The organism is Pseudodesulfovibrio sp. 7M6 (assembly GCF_050058625.1).
In the GTDB taxonomy this organism is placed as follows: Bacteria; Desulfobacterota; Desulfovibrionia; order Desulfovibrionales; family Desulfovibrionaceae; genus Pseudodesulfovibrio; species Pseudodesulfovibrio salinus.
This window is the reverse complement of sequence record NZ_CP188816.1, coordinates 3,488,466-3,507,878: the sequence shown is the minus strand read 5'-3', so window position 1 is coordinate 3,507,878 and position 19,413 is coordinate 3,488,466. Positions and strand designations below refer to the sequence as shown.

The following is a 19,413-nucleotide window of genomic DNA, read 5'->3' as shown; positions in this document are numbered from 1 at the left end:
TGTATTCTCTCTTCAGGGCCGCAACCCTCTTTATTTGTTGCTGTCTTTTTGCTAGGGAAAGAGGACTTCTCTTCTTTCAACACCGGGTCGCCGTCATGGATCGCCGCTGCTTAGCCATGTTCATCTCAGGCCTGACCGCCATGTTGCTGCTGGCGGCCGGGGGGGAGGCCTTTGCTCAGGAGCCCAAGACCCGCGCCCGCCCCCGCAGGGATATCCTGCTGCTCAACTCCTATCATCAGAATTTTGTCTGGACTGAATCTATCTTTCGCGGGGTGAACGACGTTCTGCGCCCCAAGGAAACGGGCATTGTCCTGCATGTGGAGAACATGGACACCAAGCGGGTGGAGTTCAATGAGCATTACATTCAACAGCTCAAGGATGTTTTTCTTCATAAATACAAAGATATGAAACTTGACCTGGTCATGGTCACGGACGACAACGCCTTTGAATTCCAGCGGCGGTATCACGATGAGATTTTTCCCGGCGTTCCGGTCGTTTTTTGCGCCGTTAATTTTTACTCCGATGAATTGTTGCAGGGGCATCCACTTTTTACCGGGGTCACCGAGAGCCTGGACGTACGGGGGACACTGTGGTGGGCGCTCAAGCAACAGCCCGGCGCGCACCTTGTCTACATTGTTCACGACCACACTCCTTCTGGGGTGGGTGCGGTCAGGACCATTCGCAATGAGCTGAAAAACCTTCCACGGGACGTGGAGGTCCGGTACTCCGGCGACCTCGCCCTGCCGGACCTGCTGGCGGAAGTGGAGAGTCTGCCCAAAAACACCATTATCCTCTACGGCTTTTACTACCGCAGCCCGACGGGACGTTTCTATAATACCGGCGAGGCTCTGGAAGCCATTGCCGCCCATACGAATCTACCCATTTACGGATTGTATGATTTCGATCTCGGCCACGGCATAGTGGGCGGGATGCTGGCAGACGGGTATGAGCAGGGGCAGGCCATGGCCCAGCTGGCACTGCACGTCATGGCCGGAAGAAACCCCGGCGACATTCCCGTCATGGTCCGTACGGCTTCGGTGCCGATGTTCGACTACAAGGTCCTGAGCAAACGCGGCATCAACCCGAAGGAGCTGCCGGAGGGGAGCCGGATTATCAACCGGCCAAGCAGCTTCTATGCGGAACACGGAACCCTGATCTGGGTGGTGGTGGGCTTCGCCGCCATCCAGTCCATCATCATACTGGCACTGGTTGCCAGCACCACCCGGCGGCGGCAGGCGGAAAAGGCCCTGCGGAGCGCGCATCAGCTGCTGGAGGCACGGGTCCGGGAACGCACGAGCGAGGTCAAGGAGACCATGGAGGTCCTGCGTACCGTTTTTGATGCCTCGCACGATGCCATCCTCATTCATGATCTTTCCGGCCACATCCTCGAGGTTAACGAGCGAATGCTCAAGATGTACGGTCTGACCGAGGATGAAATCCCGAATATTTCCATCGCACGCGATATCTCCAGCCGAACCAACGCTGTGTATCGGCTTTCCGTGATCTGGCGGTCTGTGCTCAACGGCGAGTCGCAGTTCTACGAGTGGAAGGCGCGGCGGCCGCACGACGGCCACGAGTTCGACGTGGAGGTTTTTCTCAACCGCATCGTGTATCATGGCCGGGAGGCGATTCTTTCCAATGTCCGGGACATCACCGTGCGCAAGGAGTCGGAGAATCATATCCGGCAGTCCTTGTCCAAGTTCGAGGCCATTCTGGAAAATTCGCTCATGGGCATCGCCATGTACAGCACGCGGTCCTTTGTGACCATCAACCGGCGCGGGGCCGAGATATTCGGCTACACTCCGGAGGAGATCATCGGCCATGACGTCACCATGCTTTTCGAATCCAGGGAAGACCTGGAGGAATTCATCGCCATAGCGCGTCAGGCGATATCCATACGCGGGGACTACAATACGGAACACGCCTTCCGCGACAAGTCCGGCAAGGTGGTCTGGTGCCGTCTGTATGCCAAGGCCCTGGACCGGGACAATCTGAAAAAGGGGATTATCTGGGCCTGGGACGACATCACCGAGCAGCGGCAATCCCGCGAGGAGCTGATGCGTGCCCGGGAGGATGCCGAGGCGGCCAACCGGGCCAAGTCCGAATTCCTGGCAGCCATGAGCCACGAAATCCGTACCCCCATGAACGCCATTGTGGGCATGACCGACATTACGCTCCAGACCGACCTGAACGAGGATCAGCGCGACTACCTGCGGACGGTCATGGACTCGGCCCAGCACCTGCTGGCCATCATCAACGACATCCTCGACCTCTCCAAGATCGAGGCGCGTAAGCTGACGCTGGACCGGGCGGACTTCGACCTGCCCTATCAGGTCAACTCCACCATAAAGGGACTGGCCGTGCAGGCCCGGCAAAAGGGGCTGTCCCTTGTGCTTGATGTGGACGAGAACGTGCCGAACTGCGTCAAGGGAGATCCCATCGCCCTGCGTCAGGTGCTGGTCAATCTGGTAGGCAATGCCATCAAGTTCACGCATCGTGGCCAGGTGGCGGTGCATGTTTTCCCGGATACCTCCGATCCCGCCCCGGAAGAGACTCGCTCGTTGGGCGTTGCCTTTGAGGTCAAGGACACGGGCATCGGCATTCCCGAGGAATTCATGGAGACCATTTTCCTGTCCTTTGCCCAGACTACCCGGGCCTTTGGCGGCACCGGGCTGGGGCTGGCCATCTGCAAGCAGCTCATTTCCCTGATGGGCGGGGATATCCGGGTCAAGAGCCGGGTGGGAACAGGCAGCACCTTTTCCTTTGCAGTCCGGTTCGAGCCGGGAGTGAGCTGCCCGTTGCTGGAACTGCCGGTGCGCACCCTGCCCGAAGCCCCGCAGCGGCCCGTGCGTCTGCTGGTGGCCGAGGACAACGACGTCAACGTCATGGTCACCACCTTGCGGCTGGAGGACATGGGCTATCAGTGCATCGTGGCCAAGAACGGTATGGAAGTGCTGGACCTTATCAAGCGCGAGCCGGTGGATCTTGTCCTCATGGATATCGAGATGCCCGTGCTCGACGGCATTTCCGCCACCAAGGCCATCCGTTCCGCCGGACCGGGCGGTTCCATCCCGGACCCGGATATTCCCATCATTGGGGTCACGGCCCATGCGCTGAAGGAATTTCGGGACAAGAGCCTGGATGCGGGAATGGACGATTACGTGTCCAAGCCTGTTGATTTCAATGAACTGGCCGTCATCATTACCCGGCTGGTGGGATCGGTACCGCCGATAAAGGATAAAAACGGGGGCGGAGAAGGGCCGGACAAGGCCGACCCGGGCGCGGCGGAGCAGGGAATGCCTGCACCGCGTGAAGGCAAGGAGGCGGCGGCTTCCTGGGACCCGGATCGGGCCATGGAGCGGCTGGGCGTGGACTGGACGACGTTTGCGGGCTTCTTGGAGACAGCCAGGGAGGAGTTGTCGGCAACATTGGAAGAACTGGAACGGGCCGTTGCCATGGGTGAGTATGAGCAGGCCGCCGGACTGGCCGAGACGGTCCGGACCATTACGGCCTCAATAGGTGCCCACCGGATGGCGCGCCTTGCGTCGCGGCTTTCCGAGGCATGTCGGGCCGGGGACCCCGAGCCGCTCTCCGGAGTGCTGACTCTGGCTGGAGCGCTGCTCGACAGGCTCGATGAACTGCTCTTGCAAGAACGGGAAACGTAATTCTAATCGAATTTATGGCTGATTTCGCGTAGCCTGTTTTTTGTCCGAAAATAGGGTACCTTAGAATCGGAAGCCAAAGGAGGGGGAACATGGCCGAGGGATTCGACATTACCGAATTGAGGAAGTTCGTAGCGCCGGAGTTCGTTTTTGGCGCCGGAGCCGGGACCCTGGCCGGTCAGTATGCGGCGAACCTTTCGCTCAAACGGGTATTGGTGGTCTCCGGGCCGGACCTGGATGCACTCGGCATTACCGGCGGCGTGGTGGACAGTCTGGTGAAGGGAGGCCTTACACCGATTGTCTATACCGATGTTTCGCCCAACCCGCGCGACGCGGAGGTCATGGCCGGGGCCGAGGTCTTTCGTCGGGAAGGGTGCGACTCCATCGTGGCGGTGGGCGGCGGTAGCCCCATGGATTGCGGCAAGGCCATCGGCATCGTCTGCACCAATGACCGCCACGTGCTCGATTTTGAGGGTGTTGACCGGGTGGAACGGCCCGGGCCGCCCATGATCTGCGTGCCCACCACGGCGGGCACGGCGGCGGACATTTCCCAGTTCTGCATCATCAACGACGTCGGCCGCAGGGTCAAGATCGCCATTGTTTCCAAAACCATGGTCCCGGACCTTGCCCTTATCGATCCCTTGCTGACCATGAGCATGGGAGCGGAACTGACGGCCAATACCGGGCTGGATGCCCTGACTCATGCGGTGGAGGCCTATGTCTCCAACGCCAGTTCGGCCGTGACCGATCTGCACGCCCTGGAAGCGGTGCGGCTCATTCACCGTCATCTGCTGCGGGCCGTGGAAGAACCCAACGACAAGGAGGCGCGGACCGGCATGATGCTCGCCTCCACCTATGCGGGACTCGCCTTTTCCAATGCCATTCTTGGCGCCGTCCATGCCATGGCCCATGGTTTGGGAGGGTTGCTGGACCTGCCCCACGGATTGTGCAACGCCATACTCCTGGATCATGTGGCGGCATTCAATTTCGAGTCCGAGCCGCAAAAATTCCGTAATATCGGCATTGCTCTGGGGGCCGATATACCGGAGAAAATGCCGGACGACGAGGCCAAGGAGGCCGTGCTGGACGCCCTGCGGAAGCTCAAGCGGGCCGTGGGCGTCCGCAGCAACCTTTCGGAACTGGGCGTGGCCCTGACCGATTTGCCCCTGCTGGCGGAAAAGGCCCTGGCCGACGCATGTATGCTCACCAACCCCAGGCAGCCCACTGCGGCCGAAGTGATGGCTATCTATGAAGCGGCGTCTTGACCAGGGAATAACCTCCCCGGCCGATGCGTCCGGGGAGGAGCGAGCCAAGCTGATCGGACTGGGCAAGCGGTCCATCAGCAAGAGCTATTACCCCGAACTCCGCGCCCGGCTGGAAGAGCTGGAGCGGTTTCGTACGCTGCTGGATCAGGTGTCGGACTCCATTTTTGTCGTGGACGGCGCTTCCGGTCGCATCGTTGATGCTATCGGAGCGGTGGGGTCCATGCTTGGCTGTGATGCCGAGAATCTTAAGGGAGTGGAGTTCTCCCGACTGTTGCCGGAGCATATCGCCCGCTATGCCGAAAATCTTTTCAGCAACGAGAACGAGGTATTGCAGCTGGAAACCGAGTTCCGCTGCCCCACTTGCGACAATGCCCGGACCGTGCCGGTGGAGATGTCCCTCAGGATAGTCGATCAGATGAAGGAACGGTGGGTTGTCATCGTGGCCCGCGATATCTCGGAGCGGCGGAGGAACGAGGAGGCCCTGCGCAAAAGTCACGACCAGCTCGAAATACGGGTCCGGGAACGCACCAGGGAGCTGGACCGGGCCAACCGGGCCAAGAGCGAGTTCCTGTCCATCGTGTCCCATGAGTTGCGTACACCGCTGACCTCGGTCCTCGGGTTTGCCAAGATTATCCGAAAAAAACTGGCGGACACTATTTTCCCGGCGGTAAGGGAGGGACCGGACGAAAAGGTGGTCCGGGAAATGGATCGGGTAAGCCGCAATGTCGATATCATAGTCTCGGAGGGGGAGCGGCTGACCGCATTGATCAACGATGTGCTTGATCTGGCCAAGCTGGAGGCGGACCGCATAGAGTACCGCATGGAACCGATGGACCCCAAGGACTTCATCAAACGCTCCATGAAAGTCTCCGATGCCCTGTTCGAAGAGGCCGGGCTCACCTTTCTGGCCGAGATCGAGGATGACCTGCCGTTGGTCCAGGGGGACCGGGACCGGCTCATCCAGGTCATGGTCAATCTGTTCTCCAATGCCGTGAAATTTACGGATAGCGGGAATGTGTCATGCCGGGCCGAAAAGGCCGGTGACTATGTGAAGATCAGCGTGTCCGATACCGGTATCGGGATTGCGCCCAAGCTGCTGTCCACCATCTTCGAGAAATTTGTCCAGGGCGAGAGCAGTCTGGCCGACCGCCCCCGGGGAACGGGGTTGGGATTGCCCATCTGCCGCCATATAATTGAAGGGCATGGCGGCCATATCTGGGCGGAGAGCGAGGAAGGCGTCGGCAGTCGTTTTGTCTTTACGCTGCCGGTGCACAAAGGGTGATCGACGGACGCGCGGCTTGCGTCCCCAATGATGGGAAAAGGGGCTCCTGACTAGAAACGGAACAGGTACCGTTTCGCGATTTTGTTGTAGGTCCCGTCTTTTTTCATCATGTCCAGGGCCTGGTTCAAACGCAGGAGGATGTCTTCCTTTTCCGGAAGATCGGCGGTGCGCGACATGACTATGTAGGCGGGCTGCTGCTCCACCAGTTTCTTGGAGAGGTAGGTGATGGAGCTGGTCATGCCCATGCTCTTGAGCCGGTAGTAGGTGACGTCGATGTTTCCGGCATAGGCCTGGATTTCATCCATGATGAGCCCGCGCAACCCCAGAGCGAGGTCGGAATAGTCCTTGACCGTTACGGCTCCCGATGCGGCGGCCTGGGCAAAGTCATCGCCCAGATAGGTGCCGGTGGCGCGGCCGATGACCTTTCCCTTCAGGTCGTCATACGAACCGAAGGGGAAAGTGTCCCCTACTTTGGTGAACAGGACGAAATCGCTGGTGTGGAGAGGGGTTCCTTCCTGGAACAGCGCGTATGTCTCACGCTGTGGTGTGCGGAAGAGGGCGAAGGCGCCATCACAGGTGCCGTTCTTGAGCATGCCCGAAATTTGGTCGAAGGGCTTGAGTTCGATTTCTATGGCGATGCCTGCCTTGTCGGCCGCGGCCTGGAGTTCTTCCACGTCGATACCGGCCGGTTTGCCGTCCACAAGCATTGAGTAGGGGGCGAAATCGGCGTCGGCAATGAATTTGAGCGACCGGGCCTGGGCGGGGACAGCACTCAAAATCAGAGCGAGCAGGGTGGCGAACAGCAGGGAGCGCATGGTGTTTCTCCTGAAAAAATGCAGGTTGGTATTGCACGATACCCGGTTCCGGTCCATGATACAAGGGTCGGGTTCCAGGCTTTGCCCGGATGGCGGGCAGTGCCCTTCCACGAGTGTTAGCCGTGGGTTGGATGCGAGACAATGATTTGTGGGAGATCGCCGTGCCGGATAAAAAGCACGTACTGGTCATAGATGACGACGAGTCCTTTCGGGAACTGGTAAGGCACCATCTGGAGGCGACGGGCTACACCGTCTCAACTGCCGAGGATGGGCCGGAAGGCGTGAAGAAGTTCACGGAAACCAAGTTTTCCGCCGTTCTGATTGATTTATACCTGCCGGGTATGGACGGCTTTGCGGTGGTTGCGGAGCTGAGTTCCCGGTCGGATGTGGTCCCTCTTATAGCGGCCTCCGGCGCTTCCTCCCTGGACAATGCCATCCGGGCCATTCGGGGTGGGGCCTGGGATTTCGTGACCAAGGGCGAGGGTGTCCTGGAAGAGCTGGGGGAGGTCCTGAAAAAAAGTCTGGGACGGGCGGACTACCTGACGGCTCAGCATTACCGGCTGGTGCATGCCATGGCGGAGCGGGAGCGGTTTCAGGAAGAACTGAGCAATCAGGTCTCCTTTCTTCAGGGTATCATAGATGCGGTGCCCGACCCTGTTTTTTACAAGGACCTGAATGGGCGGTATCTGGGATGCAACCAGGCTTTCGAGTCATTTATGGGAATGTCCCGGGAAAAGGTGATCGGACGGAAGATCTCGGAGTTCCTGCCTGCTGCCGAAGCCGCCTTTTATACAGAGATGGACCATACCCTGCTCAACAGTGGAAGCAAGGTGCAGACGTACGAACGGGACCGGCTTATCCAGGGAGAAACCCGCCGTATTTTCGTGCGCAAGGCGGTGTATAGCGATACGGAGGGGAAAAAATCAGGTATTGTAGGAGTATTTTCTGATCTGACCCCGCAGGTTGAGTACGCGGAGACCCTGCGCCGCAATGAAGAGCGGACCCGGGCCCTGCTGGAATCCTCTCCGCTTCCTCTCGTCATTGTGGAGATGGAGACGGGACGGACGATTTATGCCAACCGGCGGGCGGCAGAACAGTTCCGTTCTTCCCCTGACAACGCTGTAGGCCTCAAGGCGCTCTGGTTCTATGTGGACTCGGAGGTTCGTGCGGAAGTCATGCGGCTTTTGCACGAGAGCGGCAGGGTGAGCGATATGGAAATCGAGATGCGTCGGACGGACGGAACCCGGTTTTGGTGCCAGGCTTCCGCTGAAATTGTTAAGCAAAACGGCGACAGACTCATTTTTGTTTCTTTCACCGATATCACGGCGCGCAAGGACCTGGAGGAGGCCTTGCGGAAATTTGAGTTTATCGCCAATGCCTCTCACGACATGATGACCCTTTCAAACCGTGACCACTTTTACGAGGCCGCCAACCGGGCATATCTGGAGCAAATGGACAAGGTGGGGCAGGATATTGTCGGCCATTCCGTGGCGGAGGTCTGGGGCGAGGAAATTTTTTCGGAACACATAGAACCGAATTTCCTGGAATGTCTTGAGGGCAAACCCGTTACCTACCAGGGCTGGTTCGCGTTTCCCGGCAAGGAAAAGCGTTTTTTTGAAGTGTTCATGTATCCCTATTGGGGGGCGGATGGCCAGGTCAGCCATATTGCCGCGGTATCGCGCGACATAACCGAGCGCAAAGAGGCCGAGGACCGGCTGCGCGAGGCCCTGGAGCAGGTGGAGGCGATTCAGGACAACGCCATTTTCGGTGTGGGCCTGTTCATTGACGATGCCGTGGTGCGCATCAATCAGCGTGGGGCGGAGATTTTGGGCCATATTCCGGAGGATATGGCCGGCGACCATTTGTCGCGCTATTTCCTGACGCAAAGGAAGTATCGGAGTTTTCGCAGTCAGTGTGTGCACGGCCTGATTTCCACTGGCTCGTATCATACGGAACAGCAGCTGCGCAGGGCGGACGGCGCTCTGATTTGGGTTCAGCTCTCGGCAAAGGCGCTGGATCGGAAGGACCTGGGCCAGGGGGTGATCTGGACCATCCTGGATATTACGGAGCGCCGGTTCGGCGAGACCGTTACCCGGCTGCTTTACCAGATATCCAGCGCTGTCACCACGACGTCGGATCTGGGAGAGCTGTACGAGCGCATCCATGATTCGCTGGGTGGGGCCATGGAAGCGGGCAACTTCTTCATCGCCCTTCTGGACAAGCGACGTACGCACCTTGAATTTACCTATCTGGAGGATGAAAAGGACGATCTTCGGGGCGCGCTGTTCAATATCAACGACAAGCGGACGACCAGCCTGTCGGTGGAAGTCCTGCGGGCCAACCGGCCTTTGCTCGTCACTTCGCGAGCTCTGCCGGAACGCGACCGTCCCTCGCCGTCGGACGGTACGGACGCTATTTGCGTCGTGCGGGACCGGTTCCTGGCCGAGCACGGCGTCCGGGATGAAGACATGCTCGGCACCGCCTCCCAAGCGTGGCTTGGCGTGCCGCTTCGCATCAAGGGCGAGGTCATTGGTGTCATGTCGGTTCAATCCTATGCCGATCCCTTTCAGTATTCGGCCAGGGATGTCGGACTGATGGTTTCGGTTTCCGAGCAGATTGCCCTGGCCATCGAGCGCAAGGCCATCGAGCAGGACCTGCGCCACGCCCGAGATCTGGCCGAGGCAGCCAACCAGTCCAAGAACGAGTTTCTGGCAAACATGAGCCACGAACTGCGCACCCCGCTCAACGGGGTGCTCGGGATGTTGCAGCTGGCGCAGACAACACCGCTGACGGAGGAACAGCGGGACTATGTGGATACCGCGCTCACTTCCGGACGCAGTTTGCTCTCCATCATTAACGATATTCTAGATTTTTCGAAGATGGAGGCAGGCAAGCTGGAGGTCGTGGCCGAGACCTTTTCCCTCTCCGTACTGCTTCAGGATGTGCTTTCGACCTTCAGGGGGCAGATGGTGGGACAGAAGCTTGCCCTGTACAGCCGGACCTTTGGCGACATCCCGGATATGCTGGTGGGCGGCAAGAGCCGGCTACGCCAGATACTTTTCAATATCGTGGGTAACGGCATCAAGTTCACTGAGGACGGCGAGGTCGCTGTAGAGGTCTCCCTGCTGCATCTGGACCCCCGGCGTCGCCGTCTCCGGCTGCTTTTTTCCGTGCGGGATACCGGCATCGGCATTCCGGACCATGCGCTGCACACTATTTTCGAACCGTTTACCCAGGTTGACGGGTCGTACATGCGGCGTCATCAGGGCACCGGGCTGGGGCTCGGCATCGTCAAGCGACTGGTGGACCTCATGGACGGCGTCCTGGCCGTGGAGAGCGAAGAGGGACGGGGAACCACCGTTTATATGGCGCTGGCTCTGGGGTATGAGCCTTCCGGGACCGTGGAGGACGTGGCGAACAATGTGTCTCCCTCCGTTTCGCGGCGGCTTCGGCTGCTGCTGGTGGAGGACAATCGGGTCAATCTGCTCATGGGGGAGCGGATGCTGGCCAAGCTGGGGCATGTCGTCAAGACCGCCCGCAACGGCGAGGAAGCGCTGGCCCGGCTGGCCGAAGAGGAATTCGACGGGGTGTTCATGGACATCCAGATGCCCGGCATGAACGGGCTGGAGGCAACCAGCCGAATCCGCAATGCTTCTCCCGATTCCGGCATCAATCCGGCCATTCCGGTCATCGCCATGACGGCACATGCCATGGCAGGGGACCGGGAGCAGTTCATCGAATCGGGCATGACCGACTACATTGCCAAGCCTGTGGAGATGAAAGACCTTGAGTCCACCCTCTCCAAGGTGTTCTTCCCGGTTGCATGATTCGGGCTTTCCCCCTGCGCGTTACAGGGGTGTGGAAAACTCCGCCAACCTGAAGAGGTGAGGACGCTAACCGAGGAAAACTAGCGATTTCCACTGGATTTTGCGTCCAATCTGAATTACCTCAAAGGTGATGGAAGCGTTGTCACGGGCCGCTCGGCCTGTCTCCTATTTTCCGGTATCTCCGGTCATGTTGTTCCCCGAAGCCTTGGGTGAATTTTCCGTCTATCTCTGGCAGGGAGGAGACTTCGTTCTCTATACCCGTTCGGGTCAGAAATTCACGGTGCGCCACCGCAAGATGCTCCATGACAACGGGGTCAATGAGGTCTATGTCCGCAGCTCGGAAAAGTTGCAGTACGAGCAGTACATAGAGCACAACCTGGGCGGGATCCTGCTTGACGAGAGCCTGCCTATCAAGATCCGGTCCCGGGTCTTTTACGAAGCGTCCGCCGTTGTCATGGAAGAGGTGTTCGACAACCGGCTCCCTGCCGCGCTGCGGGCCAAGCATTTCCAGCGCGTCTCCGAGATCGTGAAGAGTTCCATCCAGTTCCTTGCCTCGGACGAATCCCTCTCCACCATCGCTCCATTTATTTCACACGATTACAAGACGTACACCCACTGCATGCACGTCTTCATCTATTCCGTCGCCGTATTTCAGACCTATGGCATGAGCAAAACCGAAATTTTCGAGTGCGCGCTGGGCGCCATGCTGCATGACTTAGGCAAGTCCAGGATTCCCCGGCGCATACTGAATAAAAGAGGGGCGCTGACAACGGCCGAGCGTGCGGTCATCAAGGAACATCCGGTCCACGGCGTATCCATGTGTGCGCACCTGCCCATGAGCCAGAACACCATCAACTGCATCCTCTTTCATCATGAGAAAATGGACGGCACCGGGTATCCGGCCGGGCTGAAGGGCGAGAACCTGCCGCTGCCGGTGCGCATCATATCCATGGCGGATGTGTATGACGCATTGACCACGGAACGGCCTTACGCCAAGGCCATTGCTCCCTACGAGGCCCTGACGCTTATGCGCCATGACATGCGTCAGGCTTTGGATATGACTATTTTTAAACGGTTCGTGGCCGTTCTGAGCGGCGCGGATATGATTTGATTTTGTATCTCTTTTTCCCGGAAAAGCCTTGGCCTGGTTCCGTAGGCACGGTATAGCGGAGAAAGGAGTTGCACATGACCACAAAGCGAAAGAATGAAGCCGAGTTGGGGTTCAGGGACCTCCTGAAGCGGTTCGGCATCGGTGACGACCCGGACTGGGTTGCCGTCGTTCTCTTCGTCCGCAATCTGATCCGGCATCTCACGGTCTATACCGATGACAAAAAATGGGAAATCCAGCAGGAAATATTCCGGGAACTGGCCCACAAGGATTTTTCGCGTGAGCGGTTCAGTTCCATCATCATCAAGCTCGACGCATACCTGATGCAGACCGTCGGGGCTCAGGAGCTGGAAGAGGCCCTTGCCAGCGAAAAGCGGTCCGCCATGGAATTGCTCCATGAGATGGATGCCGTCATCTACTCCATGCGGGGCAGCAGCGAGCGCCAGACTCGCAGGCTTGACGATTTTCGGGACCAGACTGTTAATGTTATTAAGTCTTCCAATGATCGGTCAGTTATCGTTTCGCGCGTGCGCGACATGTTCCAGGAGCTCATTCTGGAGTTCAAGGAAGAGGCGCGGGAGTGGAGCGACAAGGCCAGAATGCTGGAACGCTCGGCCAGTTTCGACCCGCTGCTGACCGGCCTGCACAACCGTCGGGCGCTGGATGCCTTTCTTGAGCAGGCCGTTGCCGAGCAGGCTGACGATCCTCAGCCCCTTTCCATAATCATGATCGATGTGGATCACTTCAAGCGGGTCAACGACACCTGCGGCCATCAGGTGGGGGATGACGTACTTCGGGTCCTTGCCGGTATCATCACCACCAACGCCATTCAGTATCGGGGATTTTCGGCCCGCTACGGCGGGGAGGAACTGGTGGTGGTGCTCAAGGGCATTCCCCAGAGCGGCGCCTTTTTTTGCGCGGAGTCCATCCGGTCCGAAACCGAACGGTATTATTTTCGCCCCCGCAAGGACGGTCAGCCGGTCGGGGACCGTATCCCGTTCACCGTGTCCGCCGGGGTGGCCCAATGGCAGCCGGGATGGGATGCGGCCCAGCTGGTCAGTGCCGCGGATGCGGCCATGTATCGGGCCAAGAACAGCGGCCGCAACAGCGTGGCTGCCCACGGTGTGGACGAGACATAAGTTTTCGATAAGCGCTGAAGCTCTATAACTCAATATATCAGGTAAAATGACTTTCCGATCGCTGATAATTCTGGCGTGCTTCTATCTCGTCTGTGCCACCTCCTGCATGGCCGGTGATATGGTGCTCCTCCACTCCTCCGCCCACCCGAATGCGTGGACGCAATCCGTTGCCCGCGGTCTGTGCGGCAAGGCGGCCGACTGTCGGGTAGAGGAATTCTACCTTGGTTCCGCGGACCAGGGAGAGGACTTTTTCGAACAGAAGTACGACACCCTTTGTCCTGCGTGGTGCGGGCAGGCGCCGGATGCCGTGGTGGCCGACGGCGAGGTGGCCTTTGCCTTTGTCCGCAAGTACCGGGGCGAGGTGTTCGGGGATGCTCCCGTAGTCTATTTGGGCATGGGGCGGCCTGAGGAGGATCTGGCCCAGCAGTGCGGCCGATGTTCCGGCGTGCCGCTCCGGCTGCCGGTGGAGAAGACAGTGGACCTCGTTTTTCGGCTGCGTCCGGACACGACCATGTTGGTCTGCGTGATGGATGATGCCGTGGGAAACGAGGGACTTCGCTCCCGGGTGGAGGCCGCCATGGAGCCATACCTTTCCCATGCCTCACTGATATTTCCGGGCCATGAGCCCGGTGACGACGGTGGGCTGGACGGATCGACCCTGGCCGAGGTGGCCTCGAGCGTTCCGGTGGGCGGAGCCGTGCTTTTCCTTCATTTTGTCAGGGATAATGCGGGTAATCCCGTGGATGAGGGCGGGACCGTGCGCATGTTGGCCTCGCGGAGCCGCGCACCGGTCTTTGTGCTGACCGACAGGTTCATGGATAGCGGCGTGCTGGGTGGCGTAGTGGCCCGAGGCGAGGATCAGGGACGTCTGGCCGCCGAGCTGGCGGCAAGACTCGCCAAGGAACCGGCTGAGGCCGTGCGGCCTGAAAGCGCCAGGCCCGAAACCATGGCCGACCTGACTGTGCTGGCCCGGTTCGGCATTCCGGCGGATCGGCTGCCAAAGAATACCGAGGGGTTGAAGCCTCCGGCCGCTCCGGAAGAATCCTCCGGCCTGCGCGGCATGGGCCCGTGGCTGCCCTCCGTGATTCTGATTGTGCCCCTGTGGCTGTTTATTCGTCGGCTACGCGCCAAGAAGCTCCATTAGATAGAAAGCCTGGATGGCTGCCATTAACGTGGTGGCTGCCATGGCCATGCAGACCATGCGGCGGGTTTCGCGCCGGGCCTTGGTGCATATTTCTGCCAATTGGCCGGAAACGTATTCCGGTGTGTATTTCGGATGGTTGTACCAAAGGACCATCTGGAGCCTCCTTGTGCGGGCAGGTGGGGTTGTTGACGCCCTACCTTAGCCTTGGCGAGGCCCCGGTGCCGTCCTTTGGGTGACGGCTTGGTGGCGTGGCTGTGACGCGTGGACGGTTTTTCTGTGACGGCGGTCAGCGCAGGATCAGATAAAGGCCAGCCAGTCCCCAGAGCAGGGCGGCGGCAAGGGCGGCAGTGGGTATCATCCACCACTTGAGGCAGATGGTCCGCCCACGCAGCCGGAAGGTGGCGCAGCAGGAGAAAAGGCTCAGGATCATCTGGACGAGCAGTCCGCTGACCGCCAGTGCGGGCAGGGCCAGCAGCCAGAGCAGCGGGTCGGTGATCCAGGAATAATGCACGGATTGTCGGGGGCCGCGTAACCGGTCAGCTCATGATCCACTCGGCCAGCAGCGGAGGCCGCGAAAGCCCGTGAATCTGGCCGAATTGGCACAATGCCGTCAGTTCCACGCCGTTCTTGATGATCGAGACCGGCCGGTCCGAGGAGACCACGACCACCACGACCTGCTCATGCTCGGCCGTAAAGCGCAGGGCGGAATTAAATCGCGCGCCCCGTGCCCGGTTTTCGCCGGGAACGGCTCGGCCGTCCATGAGGCAGCCGAAACCGTGGACCTTAAGGTCGCGGCCCACGTGCAGGGCTCCATCCAGCTTGGCAAGGGAACAGGCCAGCTTGAGCTCGCTGCTCTCCAGCAAATCCAGCGGGCGCTCAAAGTGCTGGCCGGACATGGAAAGCATTTTGTTCCCGGTATCGATGACCAGGGTGCAGCCGTGCTTGCGGTCGCGCACCCGGTTGACCATCAGGCTCATGGACTGCATCAGCGTGTGCTGGTCTTCCATGGACATGTCCGTTTCCAGAAGCTGCTCTTCCAGCTGGACCAAATTGGCCCGCAGGTTGGTGGAGTGGAATCCGCCGTCGGAAAAGGTGCAGAGGAGCTGGTCGCGCAGCCAGAGAAAACCGCGTGCCCCGCTGAACTGGGCCGCCAGATACGCACCGGGCATGGGGCCGATGGCGATGCCGAGGACCCGCTTGCCGTCCGCCACCAGCACGCGGCCGGAATCCTCCACGGCCTGGAGCAGCTTGCGGACGTGCTTGGTATCGGCCAGTGTGGGTTGCTCCATGGCCGGGAAACGGCATATGAAACGGACTTGATCCAACTGGTCCGGCTCCACCACCACCACGCGGCCGCGCGGCAATGCTCCTTCCTCCTGCGTGCCGGACACGCCGAGCACCGCGTCCAGGAAGGGATAGATGCGGACCCGCGTGTCGAGCCAGCCCATCCTGCTGCGCTCGTCCACAATGAAGTCCCGCACCGCGTGGGTGGCGCAGTGCTGGAGCACGAACCCCGCAGTATCCAGGTTCTGGACGTCCTGCGTGGCGAAATTTTGCGATATCAGGCCCACGGCATATTCCAGCCACCGCTTGGTCGGCCCTATGGAGCACATGTCCGGGTGTTCCTCGGTAAACCAGCGCTGGTAGTGCATGTTTCGGGCTCGCGCCGCCAGGGTGATGGTGCCGGACAGGCTCAGGTCGTCATCGCTGTCAATGAGCTTGAGTTCGTTGCCCGCCACCGGCTCGCCCCGCCACTTGCTGGAGTAAAGATAGTAATCCCTGAGTTTTGGTTCATGGCCGCGCAGCAGGTTCTGTGGGTCGCAGATGCGCGGCGGAGAGTCCGGGCTGACCGCATAGATGATTGCGGCCCGCGAGCGCTGGGAAAAATGGGAGAGGCCGTCCCGTAGTCCGTCCAGGATGTGGAATATGCAGATATGTTCAAAGGAGGACGGGTTCATGGCGGCTCCGGCGGTGGCTCTTTTTTCAATGTGTTCAGATCTGCTGTATGACGAAAATGGCATCCGTGTCCAGAACCCCTTGCATAAAAAGGGAATATTTTTACGGATGGTCTTGAATCACCACAGAAGATCCAAACGGCCATGCTTCCGGTGTAGGCTTGGAGACGGTTGCGGATGGTTGCGGAATACCTGCCCGCGTCCATTGCTATTTCAGGATCAGCACGGAGCTTACGGCCCTGGCAGCCACCTCATGGGCGACGCTGAACCGTTTGGTAAACCAGGGCTTGTCGGATTCGCCGAGGACGATGAGCGAATAGTCCGGCCCCATGCGGGTGATGGTATCCACCGGGTCGCCGATTTCCACCATGAGCTTTTCGGGTTCGATGCCAGCCTGTCGGAAGGCTTCGGCCGCCTGATCCACGGCCCGGCGCGCCGCCTGTTCTCCTTCCTCGTCTTCAGCCACGGAAAGCAACGTTACCGATCCTTCGCAGGTGGAGGCGCAGCGGATAGCCTTGGGCAGGGCGGTCCTGCTGGTCTCCGTATCTTCCAGGCAGACCAGCAGACCTTTGCCGGGTTCCATGTTGCGGGCCACGATGACGGAACAGCCCGCATGGGCCGCTATCTGGAGCGAAAGCGGCGTGCTCTTCAGCCATTTCTTCAGACCTGTTTGCGGCGGGGTGCCACCCACGATAATCACGTTGGCTTTGAAGGCTTTGGCCTGGTGGACCACCGCCGTGGTCACATCCGGTGCGGCGCAAAGCCGGAGGGTAATGGAACCGCCGCACGGATTGCGGTATTCCCGGACCCATTCGCCCGCCTCGTCGCCGGAAAGCTGATGGTATTGCCACGCATCGCCGCTGCCCTCGTGGATCTGGCCCAGTTCGAGCAGAATGTCCCTGGCTGCCTTGAGGTGGCGCAACCCCGGCAGCTCCAGGCCCCAGCCCAGCATGTTTTCCCGGGCAACGCGCATTTCCAGGCCGCCGGATGTCAGGCCGCTGTCCGGCGGACGGACGAAGAGCAGGGTGATGTCCGCGCAGAAGCGGTCGTTCAGCCGCGCGGCAAAACGAAGACTGGCATAGGCATCCGGACCGCCACCGATGCTGATGAGTATGCGGAAGGTTTCCGGCTCGTTGCTCATCCCCAGCTCCTTACAGCCCCACCAGGGGCCAGTAGATTTTAGAGGCTGTCAGCAGCACAATAAAGGACATCAGTGCGATACGCCAGCCTACCTTCATGAAGTCGCCTGTGCGCAGGTATCCGGATGAATAGACGATAGTCGAGGCCGGTGTGCCGATGACCGTGAAATAGGCGAAGGCGCTCGACATGGCCGTAATCATGCCCACGGCCAGCGGATTGGTGTCCGCGCCCACGGCGATGGACAGTACCACCGGCCCCAGCACCGCCACTGCCGCGCCGTTACTCATGGTATTGGTGATCAGCGTGGTCAAAATCATCACCGCCGCCATCAGCCCCAGGCCCGATCCCAGTCCGATCGGCTCCAGCCCGTCCATGAAAAGGCCCGCCACCCAGGACGCCGCGCCGCTCTCGCGCATCTGCGTGCCTAGCGAAATGGCTGCCGCATACAGCCAGACCACGCCCCAGTTCACGCCGGAGTTCAGGTCCTGCCAGCGGACCAGACCGGCCACCAGAAACAACACCGCGCCCAGTATGGCGATGGTCCCCATCCCCACCTTTGACGAGAACAGTATCCACCCGGCCAACGTCAGCAAAAACAGGGTGATTGCTACATAATGCCGCCCGGTCAGTGATCCTTCCTCGCCCACCTGCTCCTTCAGTTTCTCAACCGCCGGACCCAGGTCGCACAGGTCGGTCTTGAACGTATAGCGTAAAATCAAGTGCATCAGGGGCAGTTGTATCAGGAATATCGGGTAGGCATAGATCATCCATTTCAGGTAGCTGACGCTGTATTCCCATGTTGCCGGATCATCCGGGGCATAAAAGAAGTCGCGCAGGTAATCTATCATGATCGCGTTGCGCGCTCCGCCCGAAGGCGTTCCGATACCCGCCATGGCACAGGCGTAAGAAATGGAAAACAACAGCAGCACCGCCAGCCCCCGTTGTTGCGCCGGGTCGTCGGAACTGAGTTGCAGCAGAGTCAGCGCCACCGGCAGCATCATCGCCGCCACCGTGTGCTCGCCGATGAACGAGGCCAGGATGCCGGAGAAAAGTGAAATACCAAACGCAATACGATATGTATTTGAGCCCGTCACGCGGACGATTAAGAGCGCCAGCCGTTTGTCCAGTTTCTGTTTTACCAGTGCCACGGCCAGCATCAGCGAGCCCATGATGAACAGGACCGAGTCTTTCATCAGCGAACGCGCCACGTCCGAGGAATCCATGCCCAGCAGGAAAATCTGGCCCAGGATGATCAGCAGCGCGACCGCGGGCAGCGGAATGGGCTCGGTGACGAACAGAATAGTCGCCCCAACCGTCATTATCAGCACTCGCCATGCCTCGGGCGTCAGGCCGTCCGGCACCGGGCCGAACAGCATCGCCGCCTGAATCACCAGCGTGATGATAAACCATTTCTTTTCGCGCAAATAGTGAATCACAATGCGCTACATACACCATCCTCCGCCCCGGAGCCAACCCATGGGACATGATAACTTGAAGAAGAAGCCCCCGGCGGTGCCTGCCGGCAGGGCCACCTCGCCGGTGGGGCGTGTGTCTCCGACGGCCCCTTCGGGGAGACCAGGACGCTGTCCTGGACCTGCCAAGGGCCGAGGGCCCTTGGATCCCCGGTCCGCTGCGCGGGGCAGGAGTCTGGGGGATGGGAGTTGGTTGGCTGAGGGCTTGGCGGGTAGCGGCTATGCGGCGTCCGCAAATCTTTGAGTGAGCCGCTTTTCGCCCTGCCGGGACGAAAAGCGGCTCACTCAAATCTTCACGGACAGTTGCCCTTGTTTTTTTATTAAAACCGGCCCGCTTTTCTCGGCGCAAACCGTTACCCGGCACGGAGGCGGACCGTCCGTCTCCGCAGGCAGGGTGCGTCCAGACAGGCTATGCCCCCGCGAGAGCGGCAAATGGATTCTCAAGGCCATAGCCTTGAGCAGGTCCAGGACAGCGTCCTGGTCCCGCCGAAGGCGACCCCCGGTAGGGCCGCCGGAGGCCTTCCCCCGGCCGATTGTCCGTTCACGGCTTGCCCGGTGTGGTGGGTTGGGCTATCCTGAAGTCCGCTCAGGAAATTTCAACGAG

At 59.9% G+C, this 19,413-nt stretch carries 13 protein-coding genes; 7 read left to right on the top strand and 6 right to left on the bottom strand.

Annotated elements, in window-relative coordinates; all coding sequences use genetic code 11:
• Window positions 1-95 precede the first annotated feature (95 nt).
• The 3 genes from ACI0FG_RS16445 to ACI0FG_RS16435 all read left to right on the top strand — a co-directional run bounded on the left by ACI0FG_RS16445 (window position 96) and on the right by ACI0FG_RS16435 (window position 6,209).
• Window positions 96-3,665, top strand: a complete 3,570-nt coding sequence (locus tag ACI0FG_RS16445) for a PAS domain S-box protein (RefSeq protein WP_419786094.1) — start codon at window positions 96-98, stop codon at window positions 3,663-3,665.
• An 89-nt stretch (window positions 3,666-3,754) separates the two neighbouring features.
• Entirely contained in the window at window positions 3,755-4,927 is a 1,173-nt protein-coding gene (gene ercA / locus ACI0FG_RS16440; RefSeq protein WP_419786093.1) for an alcohol dehydrogenase-like regulatory protein ErcA, read from the top strand.
• Window positions 4,911-6,209: an ATP-binding protein gene (locus ACI0FG_RS16435; protein WP_419786092.1), complete on the top strand. Its 1,299-nt coding sequence runs from the start codon at window positions 4,911-4,913 to the stop codon at window positions 6,207-6,209. The genes ercA and ACI0FG_RS16435 overlap by 17 nt, the downstream gene beginning before the upstream one ends.
• A gap of 50 nt (window positions 6,210-6,259) precedes the next feature.
• On the opposite strand, the gene ACI0FG_RS16430 is transcribed toward ACI0FG_RS16435, so the two are convergent.
• Entirely contained in the window at window positions 6,260-7,024 is a 765-nt protein-coding gene (locus tag ACI0FG_RS16430; RefSeq protein ID WP_419786091.1) for a substrate-binding periplasmic protein, read from the bottom strand.
• Between the two features lie 161 nt (window positions 7,025-7,185).
• Between ACI0FG_RS16430 and ACI0FG_RS16425 the strand changes: the two genes are divergently transcribed.
• From ACI0FG_RS16425 to ACI0FG_RS16410, 4 genes are all read left to right on the top strand, one after another.
• On the top strand, window positions 7,186-10,851 hold the full coding sequence (locus ACI0FG_RS16425; RefSeq protein WP_419786090.1) for a response regulator: 3,666 nt from the start codon (window positions 7,186-7,188) through the stop codon (window positions 10,849-10,851).
• A gap of 187 nt (window positions 10,852-11,038) precedes the next feature.
• Window positions 11,039-11,962, top strand: a complete 924-nt coding sequence (locus ACI0FG_RS16420) for an HD-GYP domain-containing protein (protein WP_419786089.1) — start codon at window positions 11,039-11,041, stop codon at window positions 11,960-11,962.
• Window positions 11,963-12,036: 74 nt separating this feature from the next.
• Complete coding sequence (locus ACI0FG_RS16415; RefSeq protein ID WP_419786088.1) at window positions 12,037-13,098, top strand: GGDEF domain-containing protein; 1,062 nt, start codon at window positions 12,037-12,039, stop codon at window positions 13,096-13,098.
• Between the two features lie 46 nt (window positions 13,099-13,144).
• Window positions 13,145-14,242 (top strand): hypothetical protein, encoded by a 1,098-nt coding sequence (locus tag ACI0FG_RS16410; RefSeq protein WP_419786087.1) that lies wholly within the window; start codon window positions 13,145-13,147, stop codon window positions 14,240-14,242.
• On the opposite strand, the gene ACI0FG_RS16405 is transcribed toward ACI0FG_RS16410, so the two are convergent.
• The 5 genes from ACI0FG_RS16405 to ACI0FG_RS16385 all read right to left on the bottom strand — a co-directional run bounded on the left by ACI0FG_RS16405 (window position 14,219) and on the right by ACI0FG_RS16385 (window position 18,773).
• Window positions 14,219-14,395: a hypothetical protein gene (locus ACI0FG_RS16405; protein ID WP_419786086.1), complete on the bottom strand. Its 177-nt coding sequence runs from the start codon at window positions 14,393-14,395 to the stop codon at window positions 14,219-14,221. The two genes, ACI0FG_RS16410 and ACI0FG_RS16405, sit on opposite strands and share 24 nt — an antisense overlap.
• Before the next feature lie 133 nt (window positions 14,396-14,528).
• Window positions 14,529-14,753 carry a competence protein ComEC gene (locus tag ACI0FG_RS16400; RefSeq protein WP_419786085.1) on the bottom strand — a complete coding sequence of 75 codons (225 nt, stop codon included), beginning with the start codon at window positions 14,751-14,753 and terminating at the stop codon, window positions 14,529-14,531.
• A gap of 25 nt (window positions 14,754-14,778) precedes the next feature.
• Window positions 14,779-16,200 carry a DNA integrity scanning protein DisA nucleotide-binding domain protein gene (locus ACI0FG_RS16395; RefSeq protein ID WP_419786084.1) on the bottom strand — a complete coding sequence of 474 codons (1,422 nt, stop codon included), beginning with the start codon at window positions 16,198-16,200 and terminating at the stop codon, window positions 14,779-14,781.
• Between the two features lie 205 nt (window positions 16,201-16,405).
• A complete protein-coding gene (locus ACI0FG_RS16390; protein ID WP_419786083.1) occupies window positions 16,406-17,338 on the bottom strand; it encodes a universal stress protein in 933 nt (310 codons plus the stop codon).
• Between the two features lie 10 nt (window positions 17,339-17,348).
• Complete coding sequence (locus ACI0FG_RS16385; protein ID WP_419786082.1) at window positions 17,349-18,773, bottom strand: SLC13 family permease; 1,425 nt, start codon at window positions 18,771-18,773, stop codon at window positions 17,349-17,351.
• Window positions 18,774-19,413: the final 640 nt, after the last annotated feature.